The following is a 24,725-nucleotide window of genomic DNA, read 5'->3' as shown; positions in this document are numbered from 1 at the left end:
AACACGCAACACGACGCGGGTCCTGCGGGCGACACGCGCGAGGAACGAATCACGCCACCGCCATTTTCTGCAAATCCACCAGCCGCGCGACACCTTTTTTTGCGAGCGTTATCAGCGCGCGAAATTCATCTTCCGAGAACGGCGTCTTCTCGGCGGTTCCCTGCACCTCGATGATGCGTCCGTCGCCGGTCATGACGAAATTGGCGTCGGTATCGGCTTCCGAATCCTCCGCATAATCCAGGTCGAGGACGGGCGTGCCGTTATAGATGCCGCATGAGACCGCCGCGACGTTGTCGCGAAGCACGCCTGTCTTGAGCATGTTGCGGGCCTTCATCCAGCCGACGCAGTCGGCCAGCGCGACCCACGCGCCGGTGATCGAGGCCGTGCGCGTGCCGCCGTCGGCCTGGATGACATCGCAATCGATCGTGATCTGGCGTTCGCCGAGCGCCTCGAGGTCGACCGCGGCGCGCAGGGAGCGGCCGATCAGGCGCTGGATTTCGACGGTGCGGCCGCCCTGCTTGCCGGCGGAGGCCTCGCGCCGGGTTCGCTCCAGCGTAGCGCGCGGCAGCATTCCGTATTCGGCCGTGACCCAGCCGCGCCCCTGGCCCTTGAGCCAGGGCGGCAGCCGCTCCTCCAGCGTCGCGGTCACCAGCACATGGGTATCGCCGAATTTCACCAGGCAGGAGCCCTCGGCGTATTTGACGACGCCACGTTCGAGCGACACGGCGCGCAGTTCATCGGGTGCACGGCGGCTCGGCCGCATGGGAGTATCTCCAGCTAACTGAGGGAAAATCGTCTTGGGGTGCTTTTAGAGCATGATCCCGAAAAGTGGAAACCGGTTTTCGGACAAGATCACGCTCGATCAAAAAAGGCTGGAAGCCGCAGCCGCAAGGCTTGGGCGTCGATCGTCGCAAAGGCGGCTTGCAGCCGATGCCTCCGGGGGACAAATTAGAGGCAGTCACGATGCGCGGGAGATAGCGTTGGTCCATCACGAATCGATCGGCCTGATTGCACCGAATGCCGGGCTTGCCCAGTTGAATGAGCGCTCACGCGACATTTTCCGTCAGATCGTCGAGAGCTATCTCGCGACCGGCGAGCCGGTGGGCTCGCGCAACATTTCCCGCCTGATCGCGGTGCCGCTGTCGCCGGCATCGGTTCGCAACGTGATGTCGGACCTTGAACAGCTCGGGCTGATCTATGCGCCGCATACCTCGGCCGGACGCCTGCCGACCGAACTCGGCCTGCGGTTCTTTGTCGATGCCCTGATGCAGGTCGGCGACCTCACCGAGGCGGAACGCCAGTCGATCCAGACCCAGCTCGCCGCGGTCGGCAAGGCGCAGTCGGTGGAGGCCGCGCTCGGCGAAGCCTTGACGCGGCTGTCGGGATTGACGCGCGCGGCGGCGGTGGTTCTGACGGCCAAATCCAACGTGCGGCTGAAGCACATCGAATTTGTCAGGCTGGAGCCGGAGAAGGCGCTGGTGGTGCTCGTCGCCGAGGACGGGCAGGTCGAGAACCGCGTGCTGACGCTGCCGTCCGGCGTTCCGGCGTCCGCGCTGACCGAAGCGTCGAATTTTCTCAATGCGCGAATCCGCGGCCGGACGCTCGCCGAGGCGCGCCTTGAATTGGAGTCCGCGCTGGCGCAAGGCAAGGCGGAACTCGATCTTCTCACCCAGAAGATCATCGCGGCCGGGATTGCGAGCTGGTCGGGCGGCGACAGCGACGATCGGCAACTGATCGTGCGCGGCCACGCCAATCTGCTTGAGGACCTGCACGCGATGGAAGACCTCGAACGGGTGCGGCTGTTGTTCGACGACCTCGAAACCAAACGCGGCGTGATTGATTTGCTCGGCCGCGCCGAAAGCGCCGAGGGCGTCCGCATCTTCATCGGTTCGGAAAACAAGCTGTTTTCGCTGTCGGGGTCCTCGACGATCATCGCGCCCTACAGCGACGGCGCCGGCCATATCGTCGGCGTGCTCGGCGTGATCGGACCGACCCGGCTGAATTATGCGCGGGTGATCCCAATGGTCGATTACGCGGCCCGCATCGTCAGCCGGATGCTCGGCGGCTGAGCCCCGCCCCGCCCGCGCTTGATTTTTGCGCCTGAACCACGATATCCCGCACGACCATCCCTTTCCGTTCGAGACCATTTGCGAGAAGGCTGCGTAATGACCGATTCCGACGGCAAAACAGACAATTCCGGCGATCCTGCCGAGCAGGCCGAGCCGGTTGTATCAAAGCCGTACATCATGCCCGACGATCCCGAAGAGGGGGCGCTGGACGCGCTGACCAAGGAACTCGCGGAGGCTAAGGACCGGACGCTGCGCACCTTGGCGGAGATGGAAAACCTTCGCAAGCGCACCGCGCGGGAGGTGTCGGACGCGCGCGCCTATGCCATATCGGGGTTCGCCCGCGACGTGCTGGACATTGCCGACAACCTGCAGCGCGCGCTCGATGCGGTGCCGGCCGAGGCGCGCGCCGCGGCCGATCCAGGGCTGAAATCCCTGATCGAGGGCGTGGAGCTAACCGAACGCTCGCTGCACAACGCGCTGGAGAAACACGGCGTGAGGAGGTTCGATCCGGCCGGCGAAAAGTTCGATCCGAACGTTCATCAGGCGATGTACGAAGTTCCCGATTCGTCGATTCCCGCGGGCACGATCGCGCAGGTCATTCAGGCCGGCTACATGATCGGCGAACGGGTGTTGCGCCCGGCGCTGGTGGGCGTTGCGAAGGGTGGCGTCAAGGCAACGGCTTCCGAATGAGGCCAGTTTTCGCGGGCTGCAATGTCGGTTTACTGAACTGCGCTTGACGGCGGCGCCATGTCGGGGCGAACGGCGGATTCGATAGCGTTTTCGAGCGAAGTGGAATCCGGTTCGCGGGGAAGAAGAAAACGCGTCGAAGAACCTGGGTCTTTAACCCGTTTCTGCGAACCGGTGAAAGACTTTAGAGCATGATCCCGAAAAGTGGAAACCGGTTTTCGGAAAAGATCATGCTCAAACAAAAAGATAAGCGACGAGTCTGATTCAACGCAGTTGAAACAGACTCTAGCGCGGCCGGATGCCGTCACGAACCGCACGAAAACGCGGAAACACGGTGGCCCACCCGTCCCGCGGGGTACTGCCGATCAGTCGCATTGCCGTGTTTCCGCCGCCGAACACCAGCCATTGGACCACGGTCACCGGCGTTTTCGTTTGTGAGTTGGTAGCGTCGATTCGTGTTTCAAAACCGGGCGATCCGTTGATCCTGATCGGCTCCGACATGGTGATATGAGCCTCGCGCAGGTTGGGGATCGTGGTTGCGATGTCGCGGGCAAACCTCCCCCGATCATCCTGCTGTTCGGGAACCGATCCGATCGGGTTGATGATCAGGAAGGCCTTGCTGTCGATGTCGTGACCCGTTTCGGCGTCGGAGAGCAGGATGGCTCCCGGTCCCAACGTGCGGATGGTCTTGAAAGAACTCAATTCGGTCAACTTGAAGGGCAACAGGTCAAGCTGCTCCTCGACCGGCACTTCCTTGCGAAGCGCTACCGTTGCGAACATCTTTTTCATGGCCTCGTCGGAATAGATCTTTTCGACGTTCTCAGGCACCTGGGCCGCGACATATCCGGAAAAGGTATCGCCCGACACCACCATCGAATAGCGCCGGACGTTATCATTGCCGTTCTTGGCAGTCTCGACGATGAAATAGCCCTGCCCGCTCGCGGTCTCGAGGCCTTGAGGCTTTGGGCCCTTGATGCTGGATGAATCGGATTTGGCGACGGTCTCCACGTCCCGGAAGGCGGCGGCCGGAAGTTCTGCGACAACGACCTTGACCGCATGATCGTCGGTTTCGAAGCCCGGAAACGTCTTGGAGGGGGAAAGGCCTATCAGCGGAACCAAGCCGATCCGGGTGCCCGGCGCATAGATCGTGCCGCCGGCGAAGGCGGGAGCGACGCCGGTCAGCAGACACAGCGTGACCATCAGTTGCGCAAGATATTTCATGCGAGCTTATTGGATTTCTATTGAGGCCGTTCGATGATCGCTCGATACAACGCTCTCGCCGCTTCCGCCAGCCAGTCGTCGTCGACCGTTTCAGCGGCCTTCGCGGTCCGTTAACGCATCCGGCCGCTATTCGCGGTTGCCGGACTGTCCGGATCAGGGGCCGGCTTCTTTAAAAATGGATGTTTTCGCCACGAAGCATCGCGCCAGTCCTTGCGGCCTTCACCCCCCCTCCTATATGAGGCACACCGTCGCAATATCGCGAGTATTTGATATCTGGGGGTCTGGATGAGGGTGCCGTCAGGGCCCGGCCGGACTGCCGCAACAAGAGGGATATAGGACCATGGGAAAGGTCATCGGGATCGACCTCGGCACCACGAACTCGTGCGTGGCCGTAATGGACGGCAAGACGCCGAAAGTCATCGAAAACGCGGAAGGGATGCGGACCACCCCGTCCATCGTCGCCTTCAGCGATGACGGCGAGCGGCTCGTCGGGCAGCCGGCCAAGCGCCAGGCCGTGACCAATCCCGAGCGGACGATTTTCGCCGTCAAGCGTCTGATCGGCCGCCGTTACGACGACCCCACGGTCGAAAAGGACAAGAAGCTTGTCCCTTACAAGATCGCAAAGGCCGGCAACGGCGACGCCTGGGTCGAGGTGGACGGCAAGACCTATTCCCCTTCGCAGATTTCGGCTTTCATACTCCAGAAGATGAAGGAGACCGCCGAAGCCCATCTGGGCCAGAAGGTCGATCAGGCCGTCATCACGGTTCCCGCCTATTTCAACGACGCCCAGCGGCAGGCGACCAAGGACGCCGGCAAGATCGCCGGTCTCGAAGTGCTGCGCATCATCAACGAGCCGACCGCGGCGGCATTGGCCTACGGCCTCGACAAGGCCAAGAGCGGCACCATCGCCGTCTACGATCTTGGCGGCGGCACGTTCGACGTGTCGATTCTGGAGATCGGCGACGGCGTGTTCGAGGTGAAGTCGACCAATGGCGATACGTTCCTTGGCGGCGAAGATTTCGACATGCGCCTGGTCAACTATCTCGCCGATGAATTCCAGAAGGAGCAGGGCATCAACCTGCGCAACGACAAGCTCGCCTTGCAGCGGCTGAAGGAAGCCGCCGAGAAGGCGAAGATCGAGCTGTCGTCGACCACGCAGACCGAAATCAACCTGCCGTTCATCACGGCCGACCAGTCCGGTCCGAAACATCTGACCATGAAGCTCACCCGCGCCAAGTTCGAGGCGCTGGTCGACGATCTGGTTCAGAAGACCATCGAGCCGTGCCGCAAGGCGCTGAAGGATGCCGGACTGACGGCGGGCGAAGTCGGCGAGGTCGTGCTGGTCGGCGGCATGACGCGCATGCCGAAGGTCCAGGAAGTGGTCAAGCAGTTGTTCGGCAAGGAGCCGCACAAGGGCGTCAACCCGGACGAGGTTGTCGCGATCGGCGCGGCGATCCAGGCCGGCGTGCTGCAGGGCGACGTCAAGGACGTTCTGCTGCTCGACGTTACCCCGCTGTCGCTGGGCATCGAGACGCTGGGCGGCGTGTTCACCCGCATCATCGATCGCAACACCACGATCCCGACCAAGAAGAGCCAGGTGTTCTCGACCGCCGAGGACAACCAGAACGCCGTCACCATCCGCGTCTTCCAGGGCGAGCGTGAGATGGCGGCCGACAACAAGATCCTCGGCCAGTTCGACCTGATGGGCATTCCGCCGGCTCCGCGCGGTATGCCGCAGATCGAGGTGACGTTCGATATCGACGCCAACGGCATCGTCAACGTGTCGGCGAAAGACAAGGCGACCGGCAAGGAGCAGCAGATCCGCATCCAGGCCTCCGGCGGTCTGTCCGACGCCGATATCGAGAAGATGGTCAAGGATGCCGAACTCAACGCGGCGGAAGACAAGAAGCGCCGCGAGGCCGTGGACGCCAAGAACCAGGCAGATGGCCTCGTGCACTCGACCGAGAAGGCGCTCTCGGAGCACGGCTCGAAGATCGAGGAAAGCGATCGCCGCGCCATCGAGGATGCCGTCAGCGATTTGAAGGAGGCGCTGAAGGGCGACGACGCCGAGGCGATCAAGGCCAAGACGAATACGCTGGCGCAGGCGTCCATGAAGCTCGGTGAAGCCATGTACAAGCAGCAGGCCGAAGCCGATGCAGCCAAGGACGCCGCGAAGGACGATGTCGTCGACGCCGAGTTTACAGAGGTCGATGACGACAAGAACAAGAAGTCTGCGTAAGCGGCGGGAATGACCATGATCCCCGCTTCCCCGGAGCACGCAAAGCGTGGCCAAGGGCGGGGGTCATGTTTCTTTAAGCGGGACGCGGCATCCTCTGGCGGGCGAATCTTTCATGCGTCTTGCGGGATGAAGCGACGTTCGGGCGGTACGGACTGATGTCGACCAAGCGCTGTTACTACGAAACCCTTGAGGTCGACCGGAACGCGGACGAATCCAAGCTCAAGGCAGCCTTTCGTAAACTGGCCATGAAATGGCATCCGGACAGAAATCCGGGCGACGCGGCCAGCGAGATTCGCTTCAAGGAAATCAACGAGGCTTATGAAGTTCTGAAGGACGGTCAGAAGCGCGCGGCCTATGATCGCTTCGGTCATGCCGCGTTTGAACATGGCGGCATGGGAGGCGGGGGCCCCGGATTCGGAGCGGGATTCGCTTCATCGTTCTCCGATATTTTCGAGGACCTGTTCGGAATGGCCGGACAGCGCGGCCGCGGCGGTGGCCGGGAGCGTGGCGCGGACCTTCGCTACAACATGGAAATCTCGCTGGAAGAGGCCTTTCAGGGCAGGACCGCCCAAATCGAGATTCCGGTTTCGGTTACCTGCGAGTCCTGTTCGGGCACCGGCGCCAAGGCGGGCACCAAGCCGAAGAACTGCGCGATGTGCGGCGGCGCTGGCCGGATCCGTCAGGCTCAGGGCTTCTTCACGTTGGAGCGTACCTGTCCCGGCTGTCAGGGACGCGGCCAGATGATCGAGGATCCCTGTCCGTCCTGCAACGGGTCGGGCCGTGTCAGCCGCGAACGCTCGCTGTCCGTCAATATTCCCGCTGGCGTCGAGGACGGCACCCGCATCCGGCTGGCCGGCGAGGGCGAAGCCGGCATCCGTGGCGGTCCGCCGGGCGACCTCTACATTTTCCTCTCCCTCGCCTCGCATGAGTTCTTTCAACGAGACGGCGCCGACCTGCATTGCCGGGTGCCGATCTCGATGGTCACGGCCGCGCTTGGCGGGGAATTCGAGGTACCGACCATCGACAAAAGCAAGACCAAGGTGCGCGTGCCGTCCGGTACCCAGTCCGGTCGACGATTCCGCATCGCATCAAAAGGGATGCCGGTGCTGCGCTCGCGCCAGACCGGCGACATGTATGTGCAAGTGATGGTTGAAACGCCGCAAAATCTGACCAAGAAGCAGCAGGATCTTTTGGCCGAATTCGAGAAATTATCGTCGGGCGCAACGCAACCCGAGGCGGCTGGTTTCTTCACTAAGGTCAAGGACTTCTTTGGCACCAGGGCCAGCCCGTGATGACCGTTTTGCTTGACCGCTCCGATTGCCGGCTGTACCTGTGTATAACTTAAGTTTGATATCCCGCCAGTGATGACCCCATCTGGGTGCAAAATGCCTTCGCAATTGTCCGCGCGTGCGTTGAAGAAACCGCTTCGTCTTGACGACGAGGTTCGTTTTCTCCGCTCGTGGATCGAAAAACCGCTCCACATGGGCGCGGTCATGCCGTCCGGCCGCCTTCTGGCCCGCACAATGGCCCAATACGTCGATGTCGGATCGACCGACCCGGTCGTCGAACTGGGGCCGGGAACCGGCGCGATCACAAATGCGTTGATCGAGCATGGCGTCGAGCAGAAGCGTCTCGTGCTGGTCGAGTATGATCCCGGGTTTTGTGCGCTGCTTCGCGACCGTTATCCCCAGGCGACCGTCGTTCAGGGGGATGCCTATAGTTTACGGGATTCGCTCTGGAACGTACTGAGCGCCCGCGCCTCGGCGGTCGTCTCCGGTCTGCCGCTCGTCACCAAGCCGATGTTGACCCGGCTGAAGCTGATCCGGGACGCCTTCGTGGCGCTGGCCCCCGGAGCGCCGTTCGTGCAGTTCACCTATTCGGTCGTGCCTCCAATCCCTAAATCGCTACCCGGTATCTCGGCGGAAGCATCCGAGCGGATCTGGATGAACCTTCCTCCCGCGCGTGTCTGGGTGTATCGCAGGGGTTGAGGGGTGGGCGCCTCGCTGCCGCCATTGCTTTAGAAATGCGATCGACCGGGTCTCCATACGTTCAGGGCGCATATGGACCGCATGGCCGGGCTTTCACGCGCGGGTTTGCTGCCCGTTCGCAGGCGGCGGCGACGATCGCATCGAACGGCTGAAGCATCCGGCTCGATGCCACCAGCATAGAGGCTGATGCGGAGCCTGATCGGTTGCCGGGACACGCAGCCCCCGCTATACCCGCGGAATATCTTGAGGATTCGGTCGTGGCCGACATGCGTTTGATCGTTGCGGGAGCGGGCGGCCGGATGGGGCGCGCTTTGGTGCGCGCGATGTCGGAAACCGGCGGCGCGGTGCTGGCGGGCGCGCTGGAGTCGCCGGGCTCCGATCTGGTGGGGAAGGATGCCGGTATTCTGGCCGGTCTGCCCGCCAACGGAATCGAGGTATCCGCGGATCTCTGGTCGCTGTCGGCGAAGGCCGACGGCATTCTGGATTTCACGGTTCCGGCCGCGACCATCGCGAATGTTGCCATCGCCGCCGAGCGCGGTCTGGTTCACGTCATCGGCACCACCGGCCTTTCGGCTTCGGATATGGTGGTCATCCGGAGCGTGACCTCGCGCACGGCGGTCGTGCAGTCGGGCAATATGAGTCTGGGTGTCAATCTGCTCGCCGCGCTGGTGAAGCGGATGGCGCAATCACTGGATGAGAGCTTCGATATCGAAATTCTTGAAATGCATCATAGAGCCAAGATCGACGCGCCTTCCGGCACGGCGCTGATGTTGGGGCAGGCGGCGGCGGATGGTCGCAAGATCGTGTTGGATCAGCACGCGGCGCGTGGGCGCGACGGGATCACCGGCGCCCGCAAAGCGGGCGACATCGGTTTTGCCTCGCTTCGCGGCGGCACCGTGTCCGGAGATCACAGCGTCATCTTCGCGGGTCCGTATGAGCGTATAACGTTGTCTCATCATGCCGAAGACAGGATGATCTTCGCGCATGGTGCGTTGAAGGCCGCGAAGTGGGCGCACGGCAAGGCACCAGGCTTGTATTCGATGGCCGACGTGCTCGGGCTGGGCGGCGTTTAGTGCTTGCGGCTTTCAGGACTGAAAAAGCGGGAACAGGCAGAATGAGCGAACGTCTTCTGGTGCTCGTGCGGCACGGAGAGAGCGAATGGAATCTGAAGAACCTGTTCACAGGCTGGAAGGATCCTGATCTCACCGAACTCGGCGTGACCGAGGCGAGAGACGCGGGGCGCAAGCTGAAGGCGCAGGGTTTTGCATTCGATATTGCCTTCACTTCGCTGTTGATCCGCGCCCAGCACTCGCTCGACCTGGTGCTAAGCGAATTGGGCCAGACCGGAATTCCGGTCAGGAAAGATCAGGCGCTGAACGAAAGGGATTACGGTGATCTTGCGGGCCTCAACAAGGATGAGGCCCGCAAAAAATGGGGCGAAGAACAGGTGCTGATCTGGCGCCGCTCTTATGATGTGCCGCCGCCCGGCGGCGAGAGTCTGAAGGATACGCTCGCGCGCACGCTGCCCTACTTCGTGCAGGAGATCCTGCCGTGCGTATTGCGCGGCGAGTGCACGCTCGTGGTGGCGCATGGCAATTCGCTGCGCGCGCTCGTCATGGTGCTTGAGAAGCTGTCGCCGGAACAGATTCTCAAGCGCGAACTTCCAACCGGTGCGCCTCTGATCTACCGGCTGAATGCCGATGCGACCGTGGCCTCGAAGCTCGATCTGGCGGCCTGAAAAGCTTGCGGAAAGCCTCTTACTCGAGGCCGACCTGCCCGGCTTCCCAGCCCAGCATCGCCTGCTTGCGGGTGATGCCCCAGTGATAGCCGGTCAGTGCGCCGCTCTTGCCGAGCACGCGATGGCAAGGCACCACGAACGATAGCGGGTTCTTGCCGACCGCAGCGCCGACCGCGCGCGAGGCCTTCGGGCGGTCCAAGTCTGCGGCGATGCTTGAATAGGTCGTTGCCTTGCCCATGGGAATCCTGAGCAGGGTCTGCCAGACCCGAACCTCGAAATCCGTGCCGATCAAAACCACGCGCAACGGTTGATCCGCTTGCCAGAGTTTCGTATCGAACACCCGCCGCGCGAGTCCGGCCGTTCGAGCATGATTCTCGCCATAGGTCGCGTTGGGCCAGCGCCGTTTCATATCGGCCAACGCGCTTTGCTCCTCGCCTGCGTCGGCGAAAGCAAGTCCGACGAGGCCGCGGTCGCTCGCGATCACGATCGCGGTTCCGAACGGCGAGGGATGAAAGCCGAAGGTCAGGCTCATGCCGGCGGCGCCGGTCTTCCATTCGCCGGGCGACATTGCCTCATGCGTGACGAACAGGTCGTGCAGGCGGCCCGGGCCGGAGAGGCCGGAGTCGAGAGCCGCGTCCAGTACACTGGCGGATTTGCGCAACAGTCCCTTGGCGTGGTCGAGCGTCAGCGCCTGCATGAAGTCTTTCGGCGTCAGGCCCGCCCAGCCGCGGAACAAATGATGCAGTTCATCCGGCGTCACGCCGGCGGCGTCAGCCATTGCCGCGATGGTCGGTTGCCTGCGCCAATTTTCCGAGATGAAAGCGATCGCACGCCGCACCGTATCGTAGTCGCGAAGCGCTGCGCTTCGTACGCCCGGTCTCTTGAGGCGCGAATCGCTCAGGGTGGGATTTTTTACAAGCGTCATCATGGCCCAGAATAGGACGACCGCCTGGTTGCAGCCACCCGATTCCCGCCACGGTCTTGACGGTCGGTCTGAGAGCATTTTCCGGCCCAGGTAATCCGTGGAGGACGCCGGTCCGCGTCGAGAAAACGCGTCAATTCAAAATCTCGGAGCGAGCCCGCTTCTGAATTCCATCAGAAGCGGAAAGGCCCTAGGTGATCGGATTGTAGATCGGGCCGCGTTTAGCGATTTGCAGCGCTGTTGAAAAAGCCTTGACGAAACTCGACTTTTCATCCGGACCGAGAAAGCTTGCGATCGAAATCCGGCGGCCCCGCGAAACCAGATAAAGTCGCTCGATGCCATATTCTTCGTGGATTTTCTGATCCAGGTGTACCCACAGCGGATTCAGAACCCATTCGACGATATGGCCGCGGTGGCTGGTGCGGCGCACCCGCAATTCAAAATGGGTGATGGAAATTTCCTCGGTCGCTCTTGCACGCAGGAAATTGACCCGGAAGGCCCAGTAGACGATGAACACGTCGAGCCCGAAAAACAGGAAGACCGGCCAGGCGCCCATCATCAGGAATACCATTCCCGCGACAAAGCTGCCCACGGTTATGATCGTCATCAGCACGATGAAGCCGGCTTTTGTCAAGGAACGATGCGGCGTCAGCAGCGCTGAAAACAGCGTCTGCTCGGCGACCTCCGAACCAGCCGAATTATTGTCGCGTGTCATTGGAAATCAGTATACCACGATCATGTCGAAAAACACCCGTCGCACCTTTGCAAGGCTGAGGTCCGCCCGTGCGGGATCGGCCAGACAGCCTGCGAAAAACCCTTCGGCGGACCCTGGGCAGCAAGAATCCGTTGCGGCGAAATTGGGGCAGTCGGCGGTGGCAAAAGTAAAGAAAGCGCGAAAGCCGGCATCCAAGGCTGGAGCTGGCTCCGGCGCCGTCCGGCCCGCCGCCAAGCCGGCGCGCGGATCGGCGACGTCGCCCCTCCGGCCCTGGACGCGGGCTGAAGTCCGCGAAGCCTTCGTGCGGTTCAGCAAGGCCAATCCCGAACCGAAGGGCGAACTCGAGCACCTCAACCCCTACACGCTGCTGGTCGCGGTGGTGTTGTCGGCGCAGGCGACAGACGCCGGCGTCAACAAGGCGACTCGCGCGCTGTTCGCGGTCGCGGACACGCCCGCCAAAATGCTGGCGCTCGGAGAGGAGAAGGTCCGCGATTACATCAAGACCATCGGGCTCTATCGCAGCAAGGCGAGAAACATCATCGCGCTGTCGGAAAAACTGCTTGCGGACTTCGGCGGCGAAGTCCCGCGCAGCCGCGCCGGAATCGAATCCCTGCCCGGCGCCGGGCGCAAGACCGCAAACGTCGTGCTCAACATGGTGTTCGGAGAGCATACCATGGCCGTGGACACCCATGTCTTCCGTGTCGCCAACAGGACCGGTATGGCGCCGGGCAGGACGCCGCTTGAGGTCGAAGTCGGCCTCGAGCGCGTCATTCCGGTCGAATTCATGCTGCATGCGCATCACTGGCTCATCCTGCATGGGCGCTACACATGTCTGGCGCGGTCGCCTCGCTGCGAGGAGTGCCTGATCAACGACCTTTGCTGCTGGCCGGAAAAGTCGATCATCTGACCTGCACCGCAAGCGGCCCGTCCGCCGACCGGACCTGCCTCCACAGGCTCGCTCGCGGCGAGAACCTGCGCACGTCTCCACAACGCTAGCGCGGGTCGATCTGTTCCAAGGTGGGAAGTGCGATCCAAATAAAAAGGCCCCGGTCGAAACCGGAGCCTTTGTTCGCTGCAACAGGAGGTTGCCCCTTAATTATTTGTCGGAGCGCTGTTTGAGCGCCGTGCCGAGGATATCGCCGAGCGTCGCGCCCGAGTCGGATGAACCATATTGCGCGATGGCTTCCTTCTCCTCGGCGACTTCCAGCGCCTTGATCGAGACCTGCACCTTGCGCGCCTTCTTGTCGAACTGGATGACGCGGGCATCGACCTTCTCGCCGACGGCAAAACGCTCGCTGCGCTGGTCGTTGCGGTCGCGCGCCAGTTCCGAGCGCTTGATGAAGGTCTGGAATTCGGTGCCGGCGATCTGCACCTCGATGCCGCCATCCTTGACCTCGAGCACCTCGCAGGTCACGACCGCGCCCTTCTTGACGTCGCCCGGTTCGGCGAACGGGTCGCCTTCGAGCTGCTTGACGCCGAGCGAGATGCGCTCCTTCTCGACGTCGACATCGAGCACGACGGCCTTGACCATGTCGCCGCGCTTGAAGTTGTCGATGACCTGCTCGCCCGGCACCTTCCAGTCGAGGTCCGAGAGATGGACCATGCCGTCGACATCGCCCTCCAGGCCGAGGAACAGGCCGAACTCGGTCTTGTTCTTGACCTCGCCCTCCACGGTGGAGCCGACCGGATGTTTCTCGACGAACGCTTCCCAGGGATTGCGCATGGTCTGCTTGAGGCCGAGCGAAATCCGGCGCTTGACGCTGTCGACCTCGAGCACCTGCACCTCGACTTCCTGCGAGGTCGAGACGATCTTGCCGGGGTGCATGTTCTTCTTGGTCCACGACATCTCGGAAACGTGGATCAGTCCTTCGATGCCCGGCTCCAGTTCGACGAAGGCGCCGTAGTCGGTGATGTTGGTGACGCGGCCGGTGAAGCGCGCGCCCAGCGGATACTTCGCCTCGATGCCTTGCCACGGATCGTCCAGCAGTTGCTTCATGCCGAGCGAGATGCGGTGGGTCTCGTGGTTGATCTTGATGATCTTGACCTTCACCGTCTGGCCGATGGTCAGCACCTCGGTCGGATGGTTGACGCGGCGCCAGGCGATATCGGTGACGTGCAGCAGGCCGTCGATGCCGCCGAGATCGACGAACGCGCCGTAGTCGGTGATGTTCTTGACCACGCCATCGATCACCTGACCCTCTTCGAGGTTCTGCACCAGTTCCTGGCGCTGCTCGGCGCGGGTTTCCTCGAGCACCGTGCGGCGCGAGACGACGATGTTGCCGCGGCGGCGATCCATCTTGAGGATCTGGAACGGCTGGGTGTTGTTCATCAGCGGGCCGACGTCGCGGATCGGGCGGATGTCCACCTGCGAGCGCGGCAGGAAGGCGACCGCGCCGTCGAGATCGACCGTGAAGCCGCCCTTGACCTGATTGAAGATGACGCCGTGAACTTTCTCGTTGTTCTGGAACGCCTTTTCGAGCTTGCCCCAGCTTTCCTCGCGGCGAGCCTTGTCGCGCGACAGCACGGCCTCGCCGAGCGCGTTCTCGATGCGGTCGAGGAACACTTCGACTTCGTCGCCGACCTTCAGGGTGCTTTCGCGGCCGGGTCCGGAGAATTCGCGCAGCGCCACGCGGCCTTCGGTCTTGAGGCCGACGTCGATCACGGCCATGTCCTTCTCGATCGCGACCACCTTGCCCTTGATGACGGAGCTTTCCTGCAGATTGCCGCCAGCGAAGGACTCGTCGAGCATTGCCGCGAAATCGTCACGGGACGGGTTATGGGTATCAGTCGAAGCCATTTGCTCTCCAAGCGGGATACTTGCCGGCGGTTCAGGTTGACGGGCGTTTCGCGCGGGAAGGGTCAGGGGCCCGCAATCCTGACGACCGTCGTGCGGGAACATGCAACGACGGGCCGGCAGCAGCCTTCGCGTTCGAAACGATGAATGTCTCCGGGACCTTCGACGATCGCAAAACGATCGATGGTCAAGACCTTGAGCGGGGCGTTCCTCCAATGACGGCGAGAGTTTGAAACTCCGGCCGGCCCGCTCGGACGGCCCCGACATAATCGGTGGCGGCCCGGACGCCGTGGATATAGCCCTTGAGACATTATCCGGCAAGCGCGGAATGTGCTTCAAGTAGCCAGCAGCTCGCTGAAAACGCTGGGCCCGCTTACGCCAGCTTCAGCGTCCCGCCCTGACCGCCTCGACGATGGCGATCGCGGCCTTCAGGCCGGCTTCGATGTCGAGGTTGGAATTGTCGAGCACATGGGCGTCCGCGGCCGCTTTCAGCGGCGCGACGGGCCGGTTGCGATCCCGTTCGTCGCGCTTGAGGATGTCGGCCAGGACCACCGCCTCGTCGGCGTCCTCGCCGCGCGAGCGTGCCTCGAGCGTGCGCCGGCGCGCCCGCACGACCGGATCGGCCACGACGAAAATCTTCACGTCGGCGTCGGGGCAGATCACGGTGCCGATGTCGCGGCCGTCGAGCACCGCGCCGGGCGGCTCGGCGGCGAACTGGCGCTGAAAGGTCAGGAGCGCCTCTCGCACCCCTGGAAATGCCGACACCACCGACGCCGCCTCGCCGATCGCCCGGGTTTTCAGGGCCGGATGGCCGAATTTTTCCGGGTCGATTTCGTGCGCGGCCGCCACCGCGCGCGCTTCGTCTGACGGATCCGCGCCGGCGTCGATCAGGGCCTTCGCGACCGCGCGATAGATCACGCCTGTGTCGAGGTGACGAAAGTGATAATGCGCGGCAAGGCGCTTGCCGAGCGTGCCTTTTCCCGAAGCCGCGGGTCCGTCGATGGCGATGATCATGCGAAATCCGCCCCCAGCCGCCGCATCATCGGAATGAAATCCGGAAAGCTCGTGGCGATGAAGGCGGTGTCGTCGACCTTGACCGGCGCGTCCGATGCGCAGCCCATCACCAGCGCCGACATCGCGATGCGGTGATCCATGTGGGTGGCGACGAGCCCGCCGCCGGGCACATGGCCGCAGCCCTCGACGATCAGGTCGTCGCCCGAAATCTCGACCTTGACGCCATTGACGCGCAGCATGGCGGCGGTCGCTTGCAGCCGATCGGATTCCTTCACGCGCAGCTCGTGCAGGCCGCGCATCACGGTGGTGCCCTCGGCAAAGGCGGCGGCGACCGCGAGCACGAGATACTCGTCGATCATCGACGGCGCGCGCTCCGCCGGCACCTCGACGCCGCGCAGTTTTGATGCGCGCACCCGCAATTGCGCCATCGGCTCGCCGGCGTCGCTGCGCGTCTCGCTTTCCTCGATCGAGGCGCCCATCTCGCGCAGCGTCGTGAACAGCCCCGTTCGCAGCGGGTTGGTCATCACATCGGTCAGAATGATGTCGGAGCCTGGGGTGATCAGCGCGGCGACGATCGGAAACGCCGCCGACGACGGATCGGCCGGCACCGTGACGTCAGAGCCGTGCAGTTCGGGCTGCCCGGTCAGCGAGATTTTGCGCCCGTGTGCGCCATCCGGCACGGAAACGATGGTTGCGCCAAAATGCTTCAGCATCAGTTCGGTGTGGTCGCGGCTGGCCTCGTTTTCGATGACGGTGGTGACGCCCGGCGCGGACAATCCCGCGAGCAGCACCGCCGACTTGATCTGCGCCGAGGCGACCGGCGTGCGGTACACGATCGGCAGCGGATCGCGCGCGCCGGCCAGCGTCAGGGGAAGGCGGCCGCCGTCGCTTTGCGAGACCACTCGCGCGCCCATCAATTCCAGCGGATCGAGGATGCGGCGCATCGGCCGCGAGCGCAGCGAACTGTCGCCATCGAAGGTCGCGGTAATCGGACAACCGGCCACCGCGCCCATCACCAGGCGGCATCCGGTGCCGGAATTGCCGAAATCGAGCGGGGCTGCCGGCGTCGCGAACCCGCCGGTGCCGACGCCGCGCACTGACCAGACGATTCCGCCTTTTTCGTCCATGCGCTCGACCCTGGCCCCCACCGCCCGCATCGCCTTGGCGGTGTTGAGCACGTCCTCGCCTTCGAGAAGGCCCGAGATCCGGGTTTCCCCGACCGCCAGCGCGCCCAGGATCAGCGACCGGTGGGAGATCGACTTGTCGCCGCCCACCCGGACGCGGCCGGTCAGGGACTGGCACTTTCGCGCTTCGAGCGGCGCCGGCTGGCCGTAATGAGTCAAGATCGCGGGTTCCTGTTGGTGGGCGGCTGGTATCACAGGGGCGGCGGCGCGTCACGCCTGCGGCTTGGCCTGCAAAGCGCTATTGACAGGGCCGTCGCAACTAGCCAAGTGAAGCTCCGCTTTTCAGAATATCCCGGGATTCCACACGTGGCCAAATCCGAGCTCGGAACCAAGCGCATCTGCCCGACCACCGGCAAGAAGTTCTATGATCTGAACAAGAACCCGGTGATCTCGCCCTACACCGGCGAGGTCGTCCCGATCGTTGTGGCGCCGATGCGGACCCGCGGCGAGGCTGCGCGCGCCGCCGCTGCCGCGGCGTCCGCGTCCGATACGACGCCGGAGCCGGCGGAGGCCGAAGAGCTGGTTTCGCTGGAGGAGGCCGACGCCGAGGAGAACACCGGCAAGGTCAAGAAGGCGGTCGTCCCGGAATCGGAGGATGATATCGAGATCGACGACACCCTCGACGATGACGAGGACGACGACTCCACCTTCATCGCCGATGAGGAAGAGGGCGACGAGGACGTGACCGACATCATCGGCGACGTCGGCGACGACGAGGAGACTTGAGATCGGCCCTGAACTGTGGTTCAGGGTCTCTAAGCCGCTCCCGCCCTGATTTGGTGCGGACCGGTCTGGAGCAGGACGAGGAAAAACGTGCAGCGGTTTTCCGCCCGCATCCGCTCTGGAATATTGGAATCGATCACGTTCATGATTCTGGATCGAATCGATCGGGGATCATCGTGATCTTGGGGCCATAGCTCAGCTGGGAGAGCGCTTGCATGGCATGCAAGAGGTCGGCGGTTCGATCCCGCCTGGCTCCACCATGCGGTTCCGGTCGGCTCAGGGACACCGGACTGCGTCCGGCGCCGCCGCGAGCGACTTGATTCCTGACCCGATTCCAATGCGTTGGACGGCGCGCACGACATCTTGAACGGTGCGTCGATCATCGCCATATTCGATTCGACCGGCTGGCAAGCGCCAGACGGCCCGAAGGGGGTGCCGCAAGGGCCCCGGCGCATGATCCGCCAAGGCGCGGGTCGGGCGTAACCAAAGTCGCTTCGAGAGGACTTTGTGAATGTCTCGTGTTCCTTCGTTGTCCAGCCCGTTCCTCCTGGGATTCGACGAGATCGAGCGTGCGCTCGACCGCGTCGTCAAAGGCGCCGACGGCTATCCTCCCTACAACATCGAGCGGTGCGACCGCAGCAACGGCGAGCCGGAGCGCCTGCGGATCACGCTGGCGGTGGCGGGGTTCACCCGCGACCAACTCGATGTGACCATTGAGGAAAATCAGCTTGTGATCCGGGGCCGGCAGCAGGAGGATAAAGCCAGGCAATACATCCACCGCGGCATTGCCGCGCGCCACTTCCAGCGCACCTTCGTGCTGGCGGAGGGGATGCTGGTGCTGGGCGCGGACCTGAAAAACGGGCTATTGTCCATCGATCTGGCCAGGCCGGAACCTGAACGGGTCGTTAAGACAATCGCGATCAATGAACACGAATAATGCATGGCCCGGACAAGCAAGGACCGGCGAAAATCATGCATCCGAGTGCAACGAGTAGCGGACTCGACCGCTTAATCCAAAGAAGGAGTCGAGACCATGAGTGAAGTGAGTTCCACATTCCGACCCGAAAGCGTCTCGATCGAGACGCTGGCGCAGCTCGGCGAAGGCCATATCGCCTATGTGAAGCAGGTTCGTTCCGAGGACGTGCCGGATCTGTTTCCGCAGGCCCCGAAAATCGCGCCCGGCCTCATGCTGTTCGCGCTGCACGCCGCCGACGGCACGCCGATCATGCTGACCGATTCGCGCGAGGCCGCGGTCGCGAGCGCCTGGAGCAACGAGCTGCAGGCCGTCAGCGTGCACTGATCCCGCGCCGAGCCGGCGCGGAGCAACGAGTTAGCGGAAGGCGGCGGCGCGGCGAGCGCGGCCGCTTTTCTGTTTGCGGCCTCCGGCGGCGCGGCTGTATGGTCCCGCCAAACTGTTGACGTCCGGGAAAAAACCATGCCCGCCTATCGCTCCCGCACCTCCACCCACGGCCGCAACATGGCCGGCGCCCGCGGCCTGTGGCGCGCCACCGGCATGAAGAACGAGGACTTCGGCAAGCCGATCATCGCCGTGGTCAATTCCTTCACCCAGTTCGTGCCGGGCCACGTCCACCTCAAGGATCTCGGCCAGCTCGTGGCGCGCGAGATCGAGAAGGCCGGCGGCGTCGCCAAGGAGTTCAACACCATCGCGGTCGATGACGGCATCGCCATGGGGCACGACGGCATGCTCTACAGCCTGCCCTCGCGCGAGATCATCGCCGACAGCGTCGAATACATGGTCAACGCGCATTGCGCCGACGCCATGGTCTGCATCTCCAATTGCGACAAGATCACGCCCGGCATGCTGATGGCGGCGCTGCGGCTCAACATCCCGGCCGTGTTCGTCTCCGGCGGGCCGATGGAATCCGGCAAGGTCAACCTCAACGGCAAGGTGAAATCGATCGACCTGATCGACGCCATGGTCGCCGCCGCCGACGACGCGGTGAGCGATGCCGAGGTCGAGGTGCTCGAACGCTCGGCGTGTCCGACCTGCGGCTCATGCTCGGGCATGTTCACCGCCAATTCGATGAACTGCCTGACCGAGGCGCTCGGCCTCGCGCTGCCCGGCAATGGCTCGGTGCTCGCCACCCACGCCGACCGCAAGGGCCTGTTCATCGAAGCCGGCCACCTGATCGTCGATCTGGCGCGGCGCTATTACGAGCAGGATGACGAGCGCGCGCTGCCCCGTTCGATCGCGTGCTTCAGGGCGTTCGAGAACGCGATGACGCTCGACATCTCGATGGGCGGTTCCACCAACACCGTGCTGCATCTGCTCGCCGCCGCTTACGAAGGCGAGGTGCCGTTCACGATGAAGGATATCGACCGGCTGTCGCGCCGCGTGCCGGTGTTGTGCAAGGTCGCGCCATCGGTGCCGGACGTGCATCTGGAAGACGTGCATCGCGCCGGCGGCATCATGGGCATTCTCGGCGAGCTCGACCGAGCCGGGTTGATCGACGCCAGCCTGCCCACGGTTCACAGCGCCTCGCTGAAGGATGCGCTGGAACGCTGGGACATCAAGCAGACGAAAAGCGACAGCGTGCGCAATTTCTATCTGGCCGCGCCGGGCGGCGTGCGCACCGAGGTCGCGTTCAGCCAGGACAGGCGCTTCGAGGAGCTCGACGCCGATCGCGCCAAGGGCTGCATCCGCGACGCCGAGCATGCCTTCTCGAAGGACGGCGGCCTCGCTGTGCTCTACGGCAACATCGCGCGTGACGGCTGCATCGTGAAGACCGCCGGCGTCGACGACAGTATTTTGAAGTTTTCCGGCCCCGCGCGCATCTTCGAAAGCCAGGACGCCGCGGTGGACGCCATTCTCACCAACAGGATCAAGGCAGGCGACGTCGTCGTCATCCGTTACGAAGGCCCGCGCGGCGGTCCCGGCATGCAGGAGATGCTGTATCCGACCAGCTATCTGAAATCGAAAGGTCTCGGCAAGCAGTGCGCGCTGATCACCGACGGCCGCTTCTCCGGCGGCACCGCCGGCCTGTCGGTCGGCCACGCCTCGCCGGAAGCGGCGGAGGGCGGCGCGATCGGCCTGGTCGAGGATGGTGACACGATCGAGTTCGACATTCCGAATCGCAAGGTGCATCTCGCGGTGGACGACGCCGAATTGCAGCGCCGCCGCGCCGCGATGGAGGCGAAAGGCGATGCGGCCTGGAAGCCGACCGCTCCGCGCAAGCGCCAGATCACGATGGCGCTCAAGGCCTATGCCGCCCACACCACCAGCGCCGCGCTCGGCGCCGTGCGGGTGGTGAAGGATTAGAGCCATTCCGGCTTTGATGGAATCGAAGCCGGCTCCAGCTTTTTGTTTTTGACGCGTTTTCTTCACGCGAACCGGTATCCGTCCTCGGTCAAGCCGGAGAACGTGCTTCGCTTGAAAACGCTATAGAAGTGTTCCGCTTCTGAATCGCCGCGCCGTCCCGGGCAGAAAACTCCGGCACGATCCGCCTCCGTGTCTCGGCCGCGGCATCAGCGCCGGTCCGCGCCCTTGCCGGGGCGGGTCACGGCGTTTATCTGAGCGCAGGGGTTTACCGGGAATCGACCGTCATGATGGGCGCCGCCGTCAAGGCCCTCACACAGATTCTGTCGCCGCCGATGCGCGCCATCCTGTGGCGCGCCATCGGGCTTGCGCTGGTGCTGATCGTCGTCGTCTCGGTCGGACTGCAGCGGCTCTTGAGTTGGCTCGCCGGATCCGGCGAGCATTGGGCCGAGACCGCGCTGGGGCCGGCCTTCCACACCCCGCTCGACATCCTGGCCTGGATCATTTCGATCGCCGCGGGCCTCGGCATCGTGTTCGGCGCGGTATTCCTGATGCCGGCGATCACGTCGCTGGTCGCGGGCGTGTTCGTCGACGACGTCGGCGAGATCGTCGAGCGCGAGCATTATCCGGCCGACCCTCCAGGCGCGGCGCTGCCGTTCGGCATCGCGATGATCGAGGGCATCAAGACCGCGCTGCTGACGCTGCTCGTCTACCTGATCGCGTTGCCGTTCGTGTTCGTGGCCGGCGCTGGCGTCATCGCCTTCTTCATCGCCACCGCGTGGCTGCTCGGCCGGGAATATTTCGAACTCGCGGCGATGCGGTTCCGCTCGCCGGCCGAGGCCAAGGCGATGCGCCGCGACAACGCCGCCACGGTGTTCGTGGCCGGTCTCGTCATCGCCGCCTTCGTGGCGATTCCGATCGTCAATCTGGCGACGCCGCTGTTCGGCATGGCTTTCATGGTCCACCTGCACAAGCGGCTGTCGGGACCGCGGTCGGAGCTGATCGCGCCGGACCGGCGCGGGCGGCAGCCGATGGTCTAGATCACGATGACTTTGATCGCATCGATCCAAATCATGGCCATGATCGGGTTCAATATTTTGAGAACCGGGGCGCGGGCGGAAAACCGCGGCACGCTTTTCCTCGTCACGCTTCCGGGATTCGATCGAAGCGCGCCCGCCGCGCCGGTTCTTCCGCCTTGCGGCGACGGCTTGACCGGGCCTTGCTTTCTTCATATTGCGCCGCAATTGGTGTAGCCTGGTCAGACCGAGGCCCGCTTGGCCCCAAGTCAGCGCCATGCGCAGATCGCGGCGCAAATCCCGATCGCCGTCCTTGAGGAGAATTTTCGATGTCGATTGAGTCCGATGTGATCGTCGATCGCCGCAGGTTGCGCCGCAAGCTCACATTCTGGCGCGTGGCGTCGGCGGCGATCGCGATCGCGGCGATTGTCGCCACCGCGGCCTATGCCACGCCGTGGGGAAGCAGGCTGATCGGCGCGGCCGCGATCCAGCGCGTCAACATCGAAGGCCTGATCCGCAACGATCAGAAGCGGGTCGAGGCGCTGGAACGGTTGGGCAAGTCGAACGCGCCCGCGGTCATCGTGCACATCAATTCGCCGGGCGGCACCACCTCCGGCTCGGAACAGCTCTACGACGCCCTGATGCGCCTGAAGGCCAGGAAGCCGATGGTCGTGGTGGTGGACGGGCTCTGCGCGTCGGGCGGTTATATCGCCGCGCTCGCGTCCGATCACATCGTCGCGCAGCAGACGGCGCTGGTCGGCTCGATCGGCGTGCTGTTTCAATATCCGAACTTCACCGACCTTCTGAAAACGGTCGGGGTGAAAGTCGAGGAGGTGAAATCGTCGCCGCTGAAGGCCGCGCCGAACGGTTACGAGCCGACCAGTCCGGAAGCGCGCGCTGCGCTGGATGCGCTGGTCAAGGATTCCTACGCCTGGTTCCGCGGCCTTGTGAAGCAGCGGCGCGGCATGGATGATGCGCAACTCGATAAAGTGGCCGATGGCCGCGTTTTCACCGGGCGGCAGGGGATCGATCTCAAGTTGATCGATCAGCTCGGCGATGAAAAAACTGCAGTCGCCTGGCTGGTTTCCGCAAAGAATGTCAAGCCGGGTCTGCCGGTGCGGGATTTCAAATTGTCGCCGCGTTTCGGCGACCTGACGTTTCTGCGCACTGCCGCCTCCGTCACCCTTGATGCGCTGGGATTGAGCGGCATCGCGCGTCAGGTCGAGCAGACGGGCGTCGTTCGCGCGGCGGATCGTCTTGGCCTGGACGGAATGCTGGCGTTATGGCAGCCTGCCCCCTCGAATTGAGGCTCGAATCGGGCGGGCGCAGGCATTTTCGCGCTGCGAAAAAACGCGAATGCCGCGGTGCAGAATCTCGCGGCTGCTTCTCTAACCGTGCGTATCGCATTTAGCGACTTGACAGTCCTGACCGTTTTCACGGAAATGGGTCCTCCCATCTATGGGTCCCAGTCTCGATGATCAAATCCGAACTCGTCCAACGTATCGCCGAGCACAACCCGCATCTCTATCAGCGGGATGTGGAGAACATCGTGAATGCGATTCTCGACGAGATTGTCGCCGCGCTTGCACGGGGCGATCGCGTCGAGCTGCGTGGTTTTGGTGCGTTCTCGGTCAAGCATCGTCCCGCGCGCGCGGGCCGCAATCCGCGCACCGGAGAGCACGTCCCGGTCGATCAGAAGAGTGTGCCGTTTTTCAAGACCGGCAAGGAAATGCGCGAGCGACTCAATCGCGAGAATGCGACAAGTGAAGCGAGCGCCTAGGAAACGTTCAGGGGAGCGGCCCCATGAATCGGCAAGAGAAGCCGTCAGCATGAGTGCTTGACGCTACCGTCGCGGGAGAGATCATGCGTAAATTTCTGACCGGCCTGATCCTGATCCCGCTTGGCGTCCTTTTCATCGTGTTTGCATTCGCAAACCGTCATCCGGTGACGGTGACGTTCGACCCCTTCGATGCGAACGACCGGATGGCCACGGTTACCCTGCCGCTGTTCATCCTCATCATCGCGGTCGCGATCTTCGGCGTGGTGGCCGGCAGCGTCGCAACCTGGTTCGGTCAGCGCCACTGGCGTCACATGGTACGCCGGTATGAGACGGATGCGCGGGCGGCGCGCGTGGAACTGGCCGATCTGCGGTCGCGCTGGGAGTCCCGTGACGCGCAGCGGTTGCCCGAACTGACGCGGCGGGTCGGATAGCGGCCCGGTATTTCCGCCGCAGATCAGGACAACCGTCCGGCGCACCGGTGCGTGCGAGACAAGCCGCGCGCGACGTTGTAGAACCCGCCCGCGGTGCTTGATGCCCGGAACCGGACGGGTTTTTGCCGGTCGTCCGGCTTGCGCCGATCGTTCGAGACCTTGTCCCTGCGAGATCATGTCCCTGCTCGTCAAGATATGCGGCCTGTCCACCCCTGCGACGCTCGATGCGGCATTGCAGGCGGGCGCGGATATGGCGGGATTCGTGTTCTTTCCGGCCTCGCCGCGGCATCTCGATCTGTCGCGCGCGCGCGAACTGGGCGCGCAAGCGGGCGGGCGTGCCGTCAAGGTCGCGCTGACCGTCGATGCCGACGACGCGACGCTGAACGGCATCGTCGAAGCCTTGCGGCCGGATCTGCTGCAGTTGCACGGCAGGGAAACCGTGGAGCGTACCCGTAAGATCAAACGGAGGTTCGGGCTGCCGGTCATGAAGGCGATCGGGGTCGGGACCGCCGCCGATCTCGCGGCGCTGCCTGACTATGCCGCGGTCGCCGACCGCATCCTGTTCGACGCCCGCGCGCCGAAGGACGCCACGCGGCCGGGGGGCCTGGGCGTTCCCTTCGACTGGCGGCTTCTGGAGAACCTCGATCTGCCGATACCCTTCATGCTGTCGGGCGGCCTCACGGCAAGCACCATCGCGGACGCGGTGCGGATCACGCGCGCCGGCGGCGTCGATGTTTCCTCCAGTGTGGAAAGCGCGCCGGGGGTCAAGGATCCGGAAATGATCCGGGATTTCATTCGGGCCGCGCGAGCAACCAATTCGCGCGAAGCGACCTCGCATGTGGGATAGTCTCGGAGAACCACGGCAGCCGTCATGCCTGCGCAAAGCGGTTGCAGACTGCGTAAGCTTGTCCGTTTCGCGGGCATCCC

24 protein-coding genes and 1 tRNA gene are annotated in these 24,725 nt (G+C 63.6%); 18 read left to right on the top strand and 7 right to left on the bottom strand.

Annotated features, from left to right (window positions below; translation table 11 throughout):
- Positions 1-49 precede the first annotated feature (49 nt).
- Positions 50-763 (bottom strand): ribonuclease PH, encoded by a 714-nt coding sequence (gene rph, locus ACMDCM_RS14245; protein WP_412774164.1) that lies wholly within the window; start codon positions 761-763, stop codon positions 50-52.
- A gap of 217 nt (positions 764-980) precedes the next feature.
- Between rph and hrcA the strand changes: the two genes are divergently transcribed.
- A complete protein-coding gene (hrcA, locus tag ACMDCM_RS14240; protein ID WP_412774163.1) occupies positions 981-2,069 on the top strand; it encodes a heat-inducible transcriptional repressor HrcA in 1,089 nt (362 codons plus the stop codon).
- A gap of 96 nt (positions 2,070-2,165) precedes the next feature.
- Positions 2,166-2,759: a nucleotide exchange factor GrpE gene (gene grpE, locus ACMDCM_RS14235; RefSeq protein WP_412774162.1), complete on the top strand. Its 594-nt coding sequence runs from the start codon at positions 2,166-2,168 to the stop codon at positions 2,757-2,759.
- Positions 2,760-3,041: 282 nt separating this feature from the next.
- Here grpE and ACMDCM_RS14230 read toward each other — a convergent pair whose 3' ends face one another.
- Positions 3,042-3,977, bottom strand: coding sequence for a hypothetical protein (locus tag ACMDCM_RS14230; protein ID WP_412774161.1), 936 nt, complete (start codon positions 3,975-3,977; stop codon positions 3,042-3,044).
- Between the two features lie 340 nt (positions 3,978-4,317).
- Between ACMDCM_RS14230 and dnaK the strand changes: the two genes are divergently transcribed.
- The 5 genes from dnaK (at position 4,318) to ACMDCM_RS14205 (ending at position 9,942) form a co-directional block, all read left to right on the top strand.
- The gene (gene dnaK / locus ACMDCM_RS14225; protein WP_412774160.1) at positions 4,318-6,216 is read left to right on the top strand and encodes a molecular chaperone DnaK; all 1,899 of its coding nucleotides are present in this window, start codon (positions 4,318-4,320) and stop codon (positions 6,214-6,216) included.
- A gap of 155 nt (positions 6,217-6,371) precedes the next feature.
- Positions 6,372-7,508: a molecular chaperone DnaJ gene (dnaJ, locus tag ACMDCM_RS14220; RefSeq protein ID WP_412774159.1), complete on the top strand. Its 1,137-nt coding sequence runs from the start codon at positions 6,372-6,374 to the stop codon at positions 7,506-7,508.
- Between the two features lie 93 nt (positions 7,509-7,601).
- Positions 7,602-8,204 carry a class I SAM-dependent methyltransferase gene (locus tag ACMDCM_RS14215; RefSeq protein ID WP_412774158.1) on the top strand — a complete coding sequence of 201 codons (603 nt, stop codon included), beginning with the start codon at positions 7,602-7,604 and terminating at the stop codon, positions 8,202-8,204.
- A gap of 257 nt (positions 8,205-8,461) precedes the next feature.
- A complete protein-coding gene (gene dapB, locus ACMDCM_RS14210) occupies positions 8,462-9,277 on the top strand; it encodes a 4-hydroxy-tetrahydrodipicolinate reductase (RefSeq protein WP_412774157.1) in 816 nt (271 codons plus the stop codon).
- A 41-nt stretch (positions 9,278-9,318) separates the two neighbouring features.
- Positions 9,319-9,942 carry a 2,3-bisphosphoglycerate-dependent phosphoglycerate mutase gene (locus ACMDCM_RS14205; RefSeq protein ID WP_412774156.1) on the top strand — a complete coding sequence of 208 codons (624 nt, stop codon included), beginning with the start codon at positions 9,319-9,321 and terminating at the stop codon, positions 9,940-9,942.
- A gap of 19 nt (positions 9,943-9,961) precedes the next feature.
- On the opposite strand, the gene ACMDCM_RS14200 is transcribed toward ACMDCM_RS14205, so the two are convergent.
- Positions 9,962-10,870, bottom strand: coding sequence for a methylated-DNA--[protein]-cysteine S-methyltransferase (locus tag ACMDCM_RS14200; RefSeq protein WP_412774155.1), 909 nt, complete (start codon positions 10,868-10,870; stop codon positions 9,962-9,964).
- A gap of 184 nt (positions 10,871-11,054) precedes the next feature.
- Positions 11,055-11,579, bottom strand: a complete 525-nt coding sequence (locus ACMDCM_RS14195; protein WP_412774154.1) for a DUF2244 domain-containing protein — start codon at positions 11,577-11,579, stop codon at positions 11,055-11,057.
- A gap of 22 nt (positions 11,580-11,601) precedes the next feature.
- On the opposite strand from ACMDCM_RS14195, the gene nth reads away from it, so the two are divergent.
- Entirely contained in the window at positions 11,602-12,486 is an 885-nt protein-coding gene (gene nth, locus ACMDCM_RS14190; RefSeq protein ID WP_412774153.1) for an endonuclease III, read from the top strand.
- 189 nt (positions 12,487-12,675) lie between these two features.
- Here nth and rpsA read toward each other — a convergent pair whose 3' ends face one another.
- The 3 genes from rpsA to aroA form a co-directional block, all read right to left on the bottom strand.
- A complete protein-coding gene (gene rpsA / locus ACMDCM_RS14185; RefSeq protein WP_412774152.1) occupies positions 12,676-14,376 on the bottom strand; it encodes a 30S ribosomal protein S1 in 1,701 nt (566 codons plus the stop codon).
- 381 nt (positions 14,377-14,757) lie between these two features.
- Entirely contained in the window at positions 14,758-15,387 is a 630-nt protein-coding gene (gene cmk / locus ACMDCM_RS14180; RefSeq protein ID WP_412774151.1) for a (d)CMP kinase, read from the bottom strand.
- Complete coding sequence (aroA, locus tag ACMDCM_RS14175; protein ID WP_412774150.1) at positions 15,384-16,730, bottom strand: 3-phosphoshikimate 1-carboxyvinyltransferase; 1,347 nt, start codon at positions 16,728-16,730, stop codon at positions 15,384-15,386. Before aroA ends, cmk begins: the two co-directional genes overlap by 4 nt.
- A 147-nt stretch (positions 16,731-16,877) precedes the next feature.
- Between aroA and ACMDCM_RS14170 the strand changes: the two genes are divergently transcribed.
- From ACMDCM_RS14170 to ACMDCM_RS14125, 10 genes are all read left to right on the top strand, one after another.
- Positions 16,878-17,297, top strand: coding sequence for a TIGR02300 family protein (locus tag ACMDCM_RS14170; RefSeq protein WP_412774149.1), 420 nt, complete (start codon positions 16,878-16,880; stop codon positions 17,295-17,297).
- Positions 17,298-17,478: 181 nt separating this feature from the next.
- Positions 17,479-17,554, top strand: a tRNA-Ala gene (locus ACMDCM_RS14165).
- Between the two features lie 251 nt (positions 17,555-17,805).
- The gene (locus tag ACMDCM_RS14160) at positions 17,806-18,231 is read left to right on the top strand and encodes an Hsp20 family protein (RefSeq protein ID WP_412774148.1); all 426 of its coding nucleotides are present in this window, start codon (positions 17,806-17,808) and stop codon (positions 18,229-18,231) included.
- Positions 18,232-18,327: 96 nt separating this feature from the next.
- Positions 18,328-18,594, top strand: a complete 267-nt coding sequence (locus ACMDCM_RS14155) for a BQ00720 family protein (protein WP_412774147.1) — start codon at positions 18,328-18,330, stop codon at positions 18,592-18,594.
- A 135-nt stretch (positions 18,595-18,729) separates the two neighbouring features.
- On the top strand, positions 18,730-20,574 hold the full coding sequence (gene ilvD, locus ACMDCM_RS14150; protein WP_412774146.1) for a dihydroxy-acid dehydratase: 1,845 nt from the start codon (positions 18,730-18,732) through the stop codon (positions 20,572-20,574).
- Positions 20,575-20,858: 284 nt separating this feature from the next.
- Positions 20,859-21,611 carry a sulfate transporter family protein gene (locus ACMDCM_RS14145; protein WP_412774145.1) on the top strand — a complete coding sequence of 251 codons (753 nt, stop codon included), beginning with the start codon at positions 20,859-20,861 and terminating at the stop codon, positions 21,609-21,611.
- 305 nt (positions 21,612-21,916) lie between these two features.
- The gene (gene sppA, locus ACMDCM_RS14140; protein ID WP_412774144.1) at positions 21,917-22,894 is read left to right on the top strand and encodes a signal peptide peptidase SppA; all 978 of its coding nucleotides are present in this window, start codon (positions 21,917-21,919) and stop codon (positions 22,892-22,894) included.
- A gap of 167 nt (positions 22,895-23,061) precedes the next feature.
- On the top strand, positions 23,062-23,367 hold the full coding sequence (locus ACMDCM_RS14135) for an integration host factor subunit beta (RefSeq protein ID WP_009796612.1): 306 nt from the start codon (positions 23,062-23,064) through the stop codon (positions 23,365-23,367).
- Positions 23,368-23,450: 83 nt separating this feature from the next.
- Complete coding sequence (locus ACMDCM_RS14130) at positions 23,451-23,798, top strand: LapA family protein (protein ID WP_412774143.1); 348 nt, start codon at positions 23,451-23,453, stop codon at positions 23,796-23,798.
- A gap of 175 nt (positions 23,799-23,973) precedes the next feature.
- Positions 23,974-24,645 (top strand): phosphoribosylanthranilate isomerase, encoded by a 672-nt coding sequence (locus tag ACMDCM_RS14125; protein WP_412774142.1) that lies wholly within the window; start codon positions 23,974-23,976, stop codon positions 24,643-24,645.
- Positions 24,646-24,725: the final 80 nt, after the last annotated feature.

Source organism: Nitrobacter sp. (genome assembly GCF_047149785.1).
Taxonomy (GTDB): Bacteria; Pseudomonadota; Alphaproteobacteria; order Rhizobiales; family Xanthobacteraceae; genus Nitrobacter.
The sequence above is the reverse complement of the archived record's forward strand: the minus strand, read 5'-3'. Positions and strand labels throughout refer to the sequence as shown.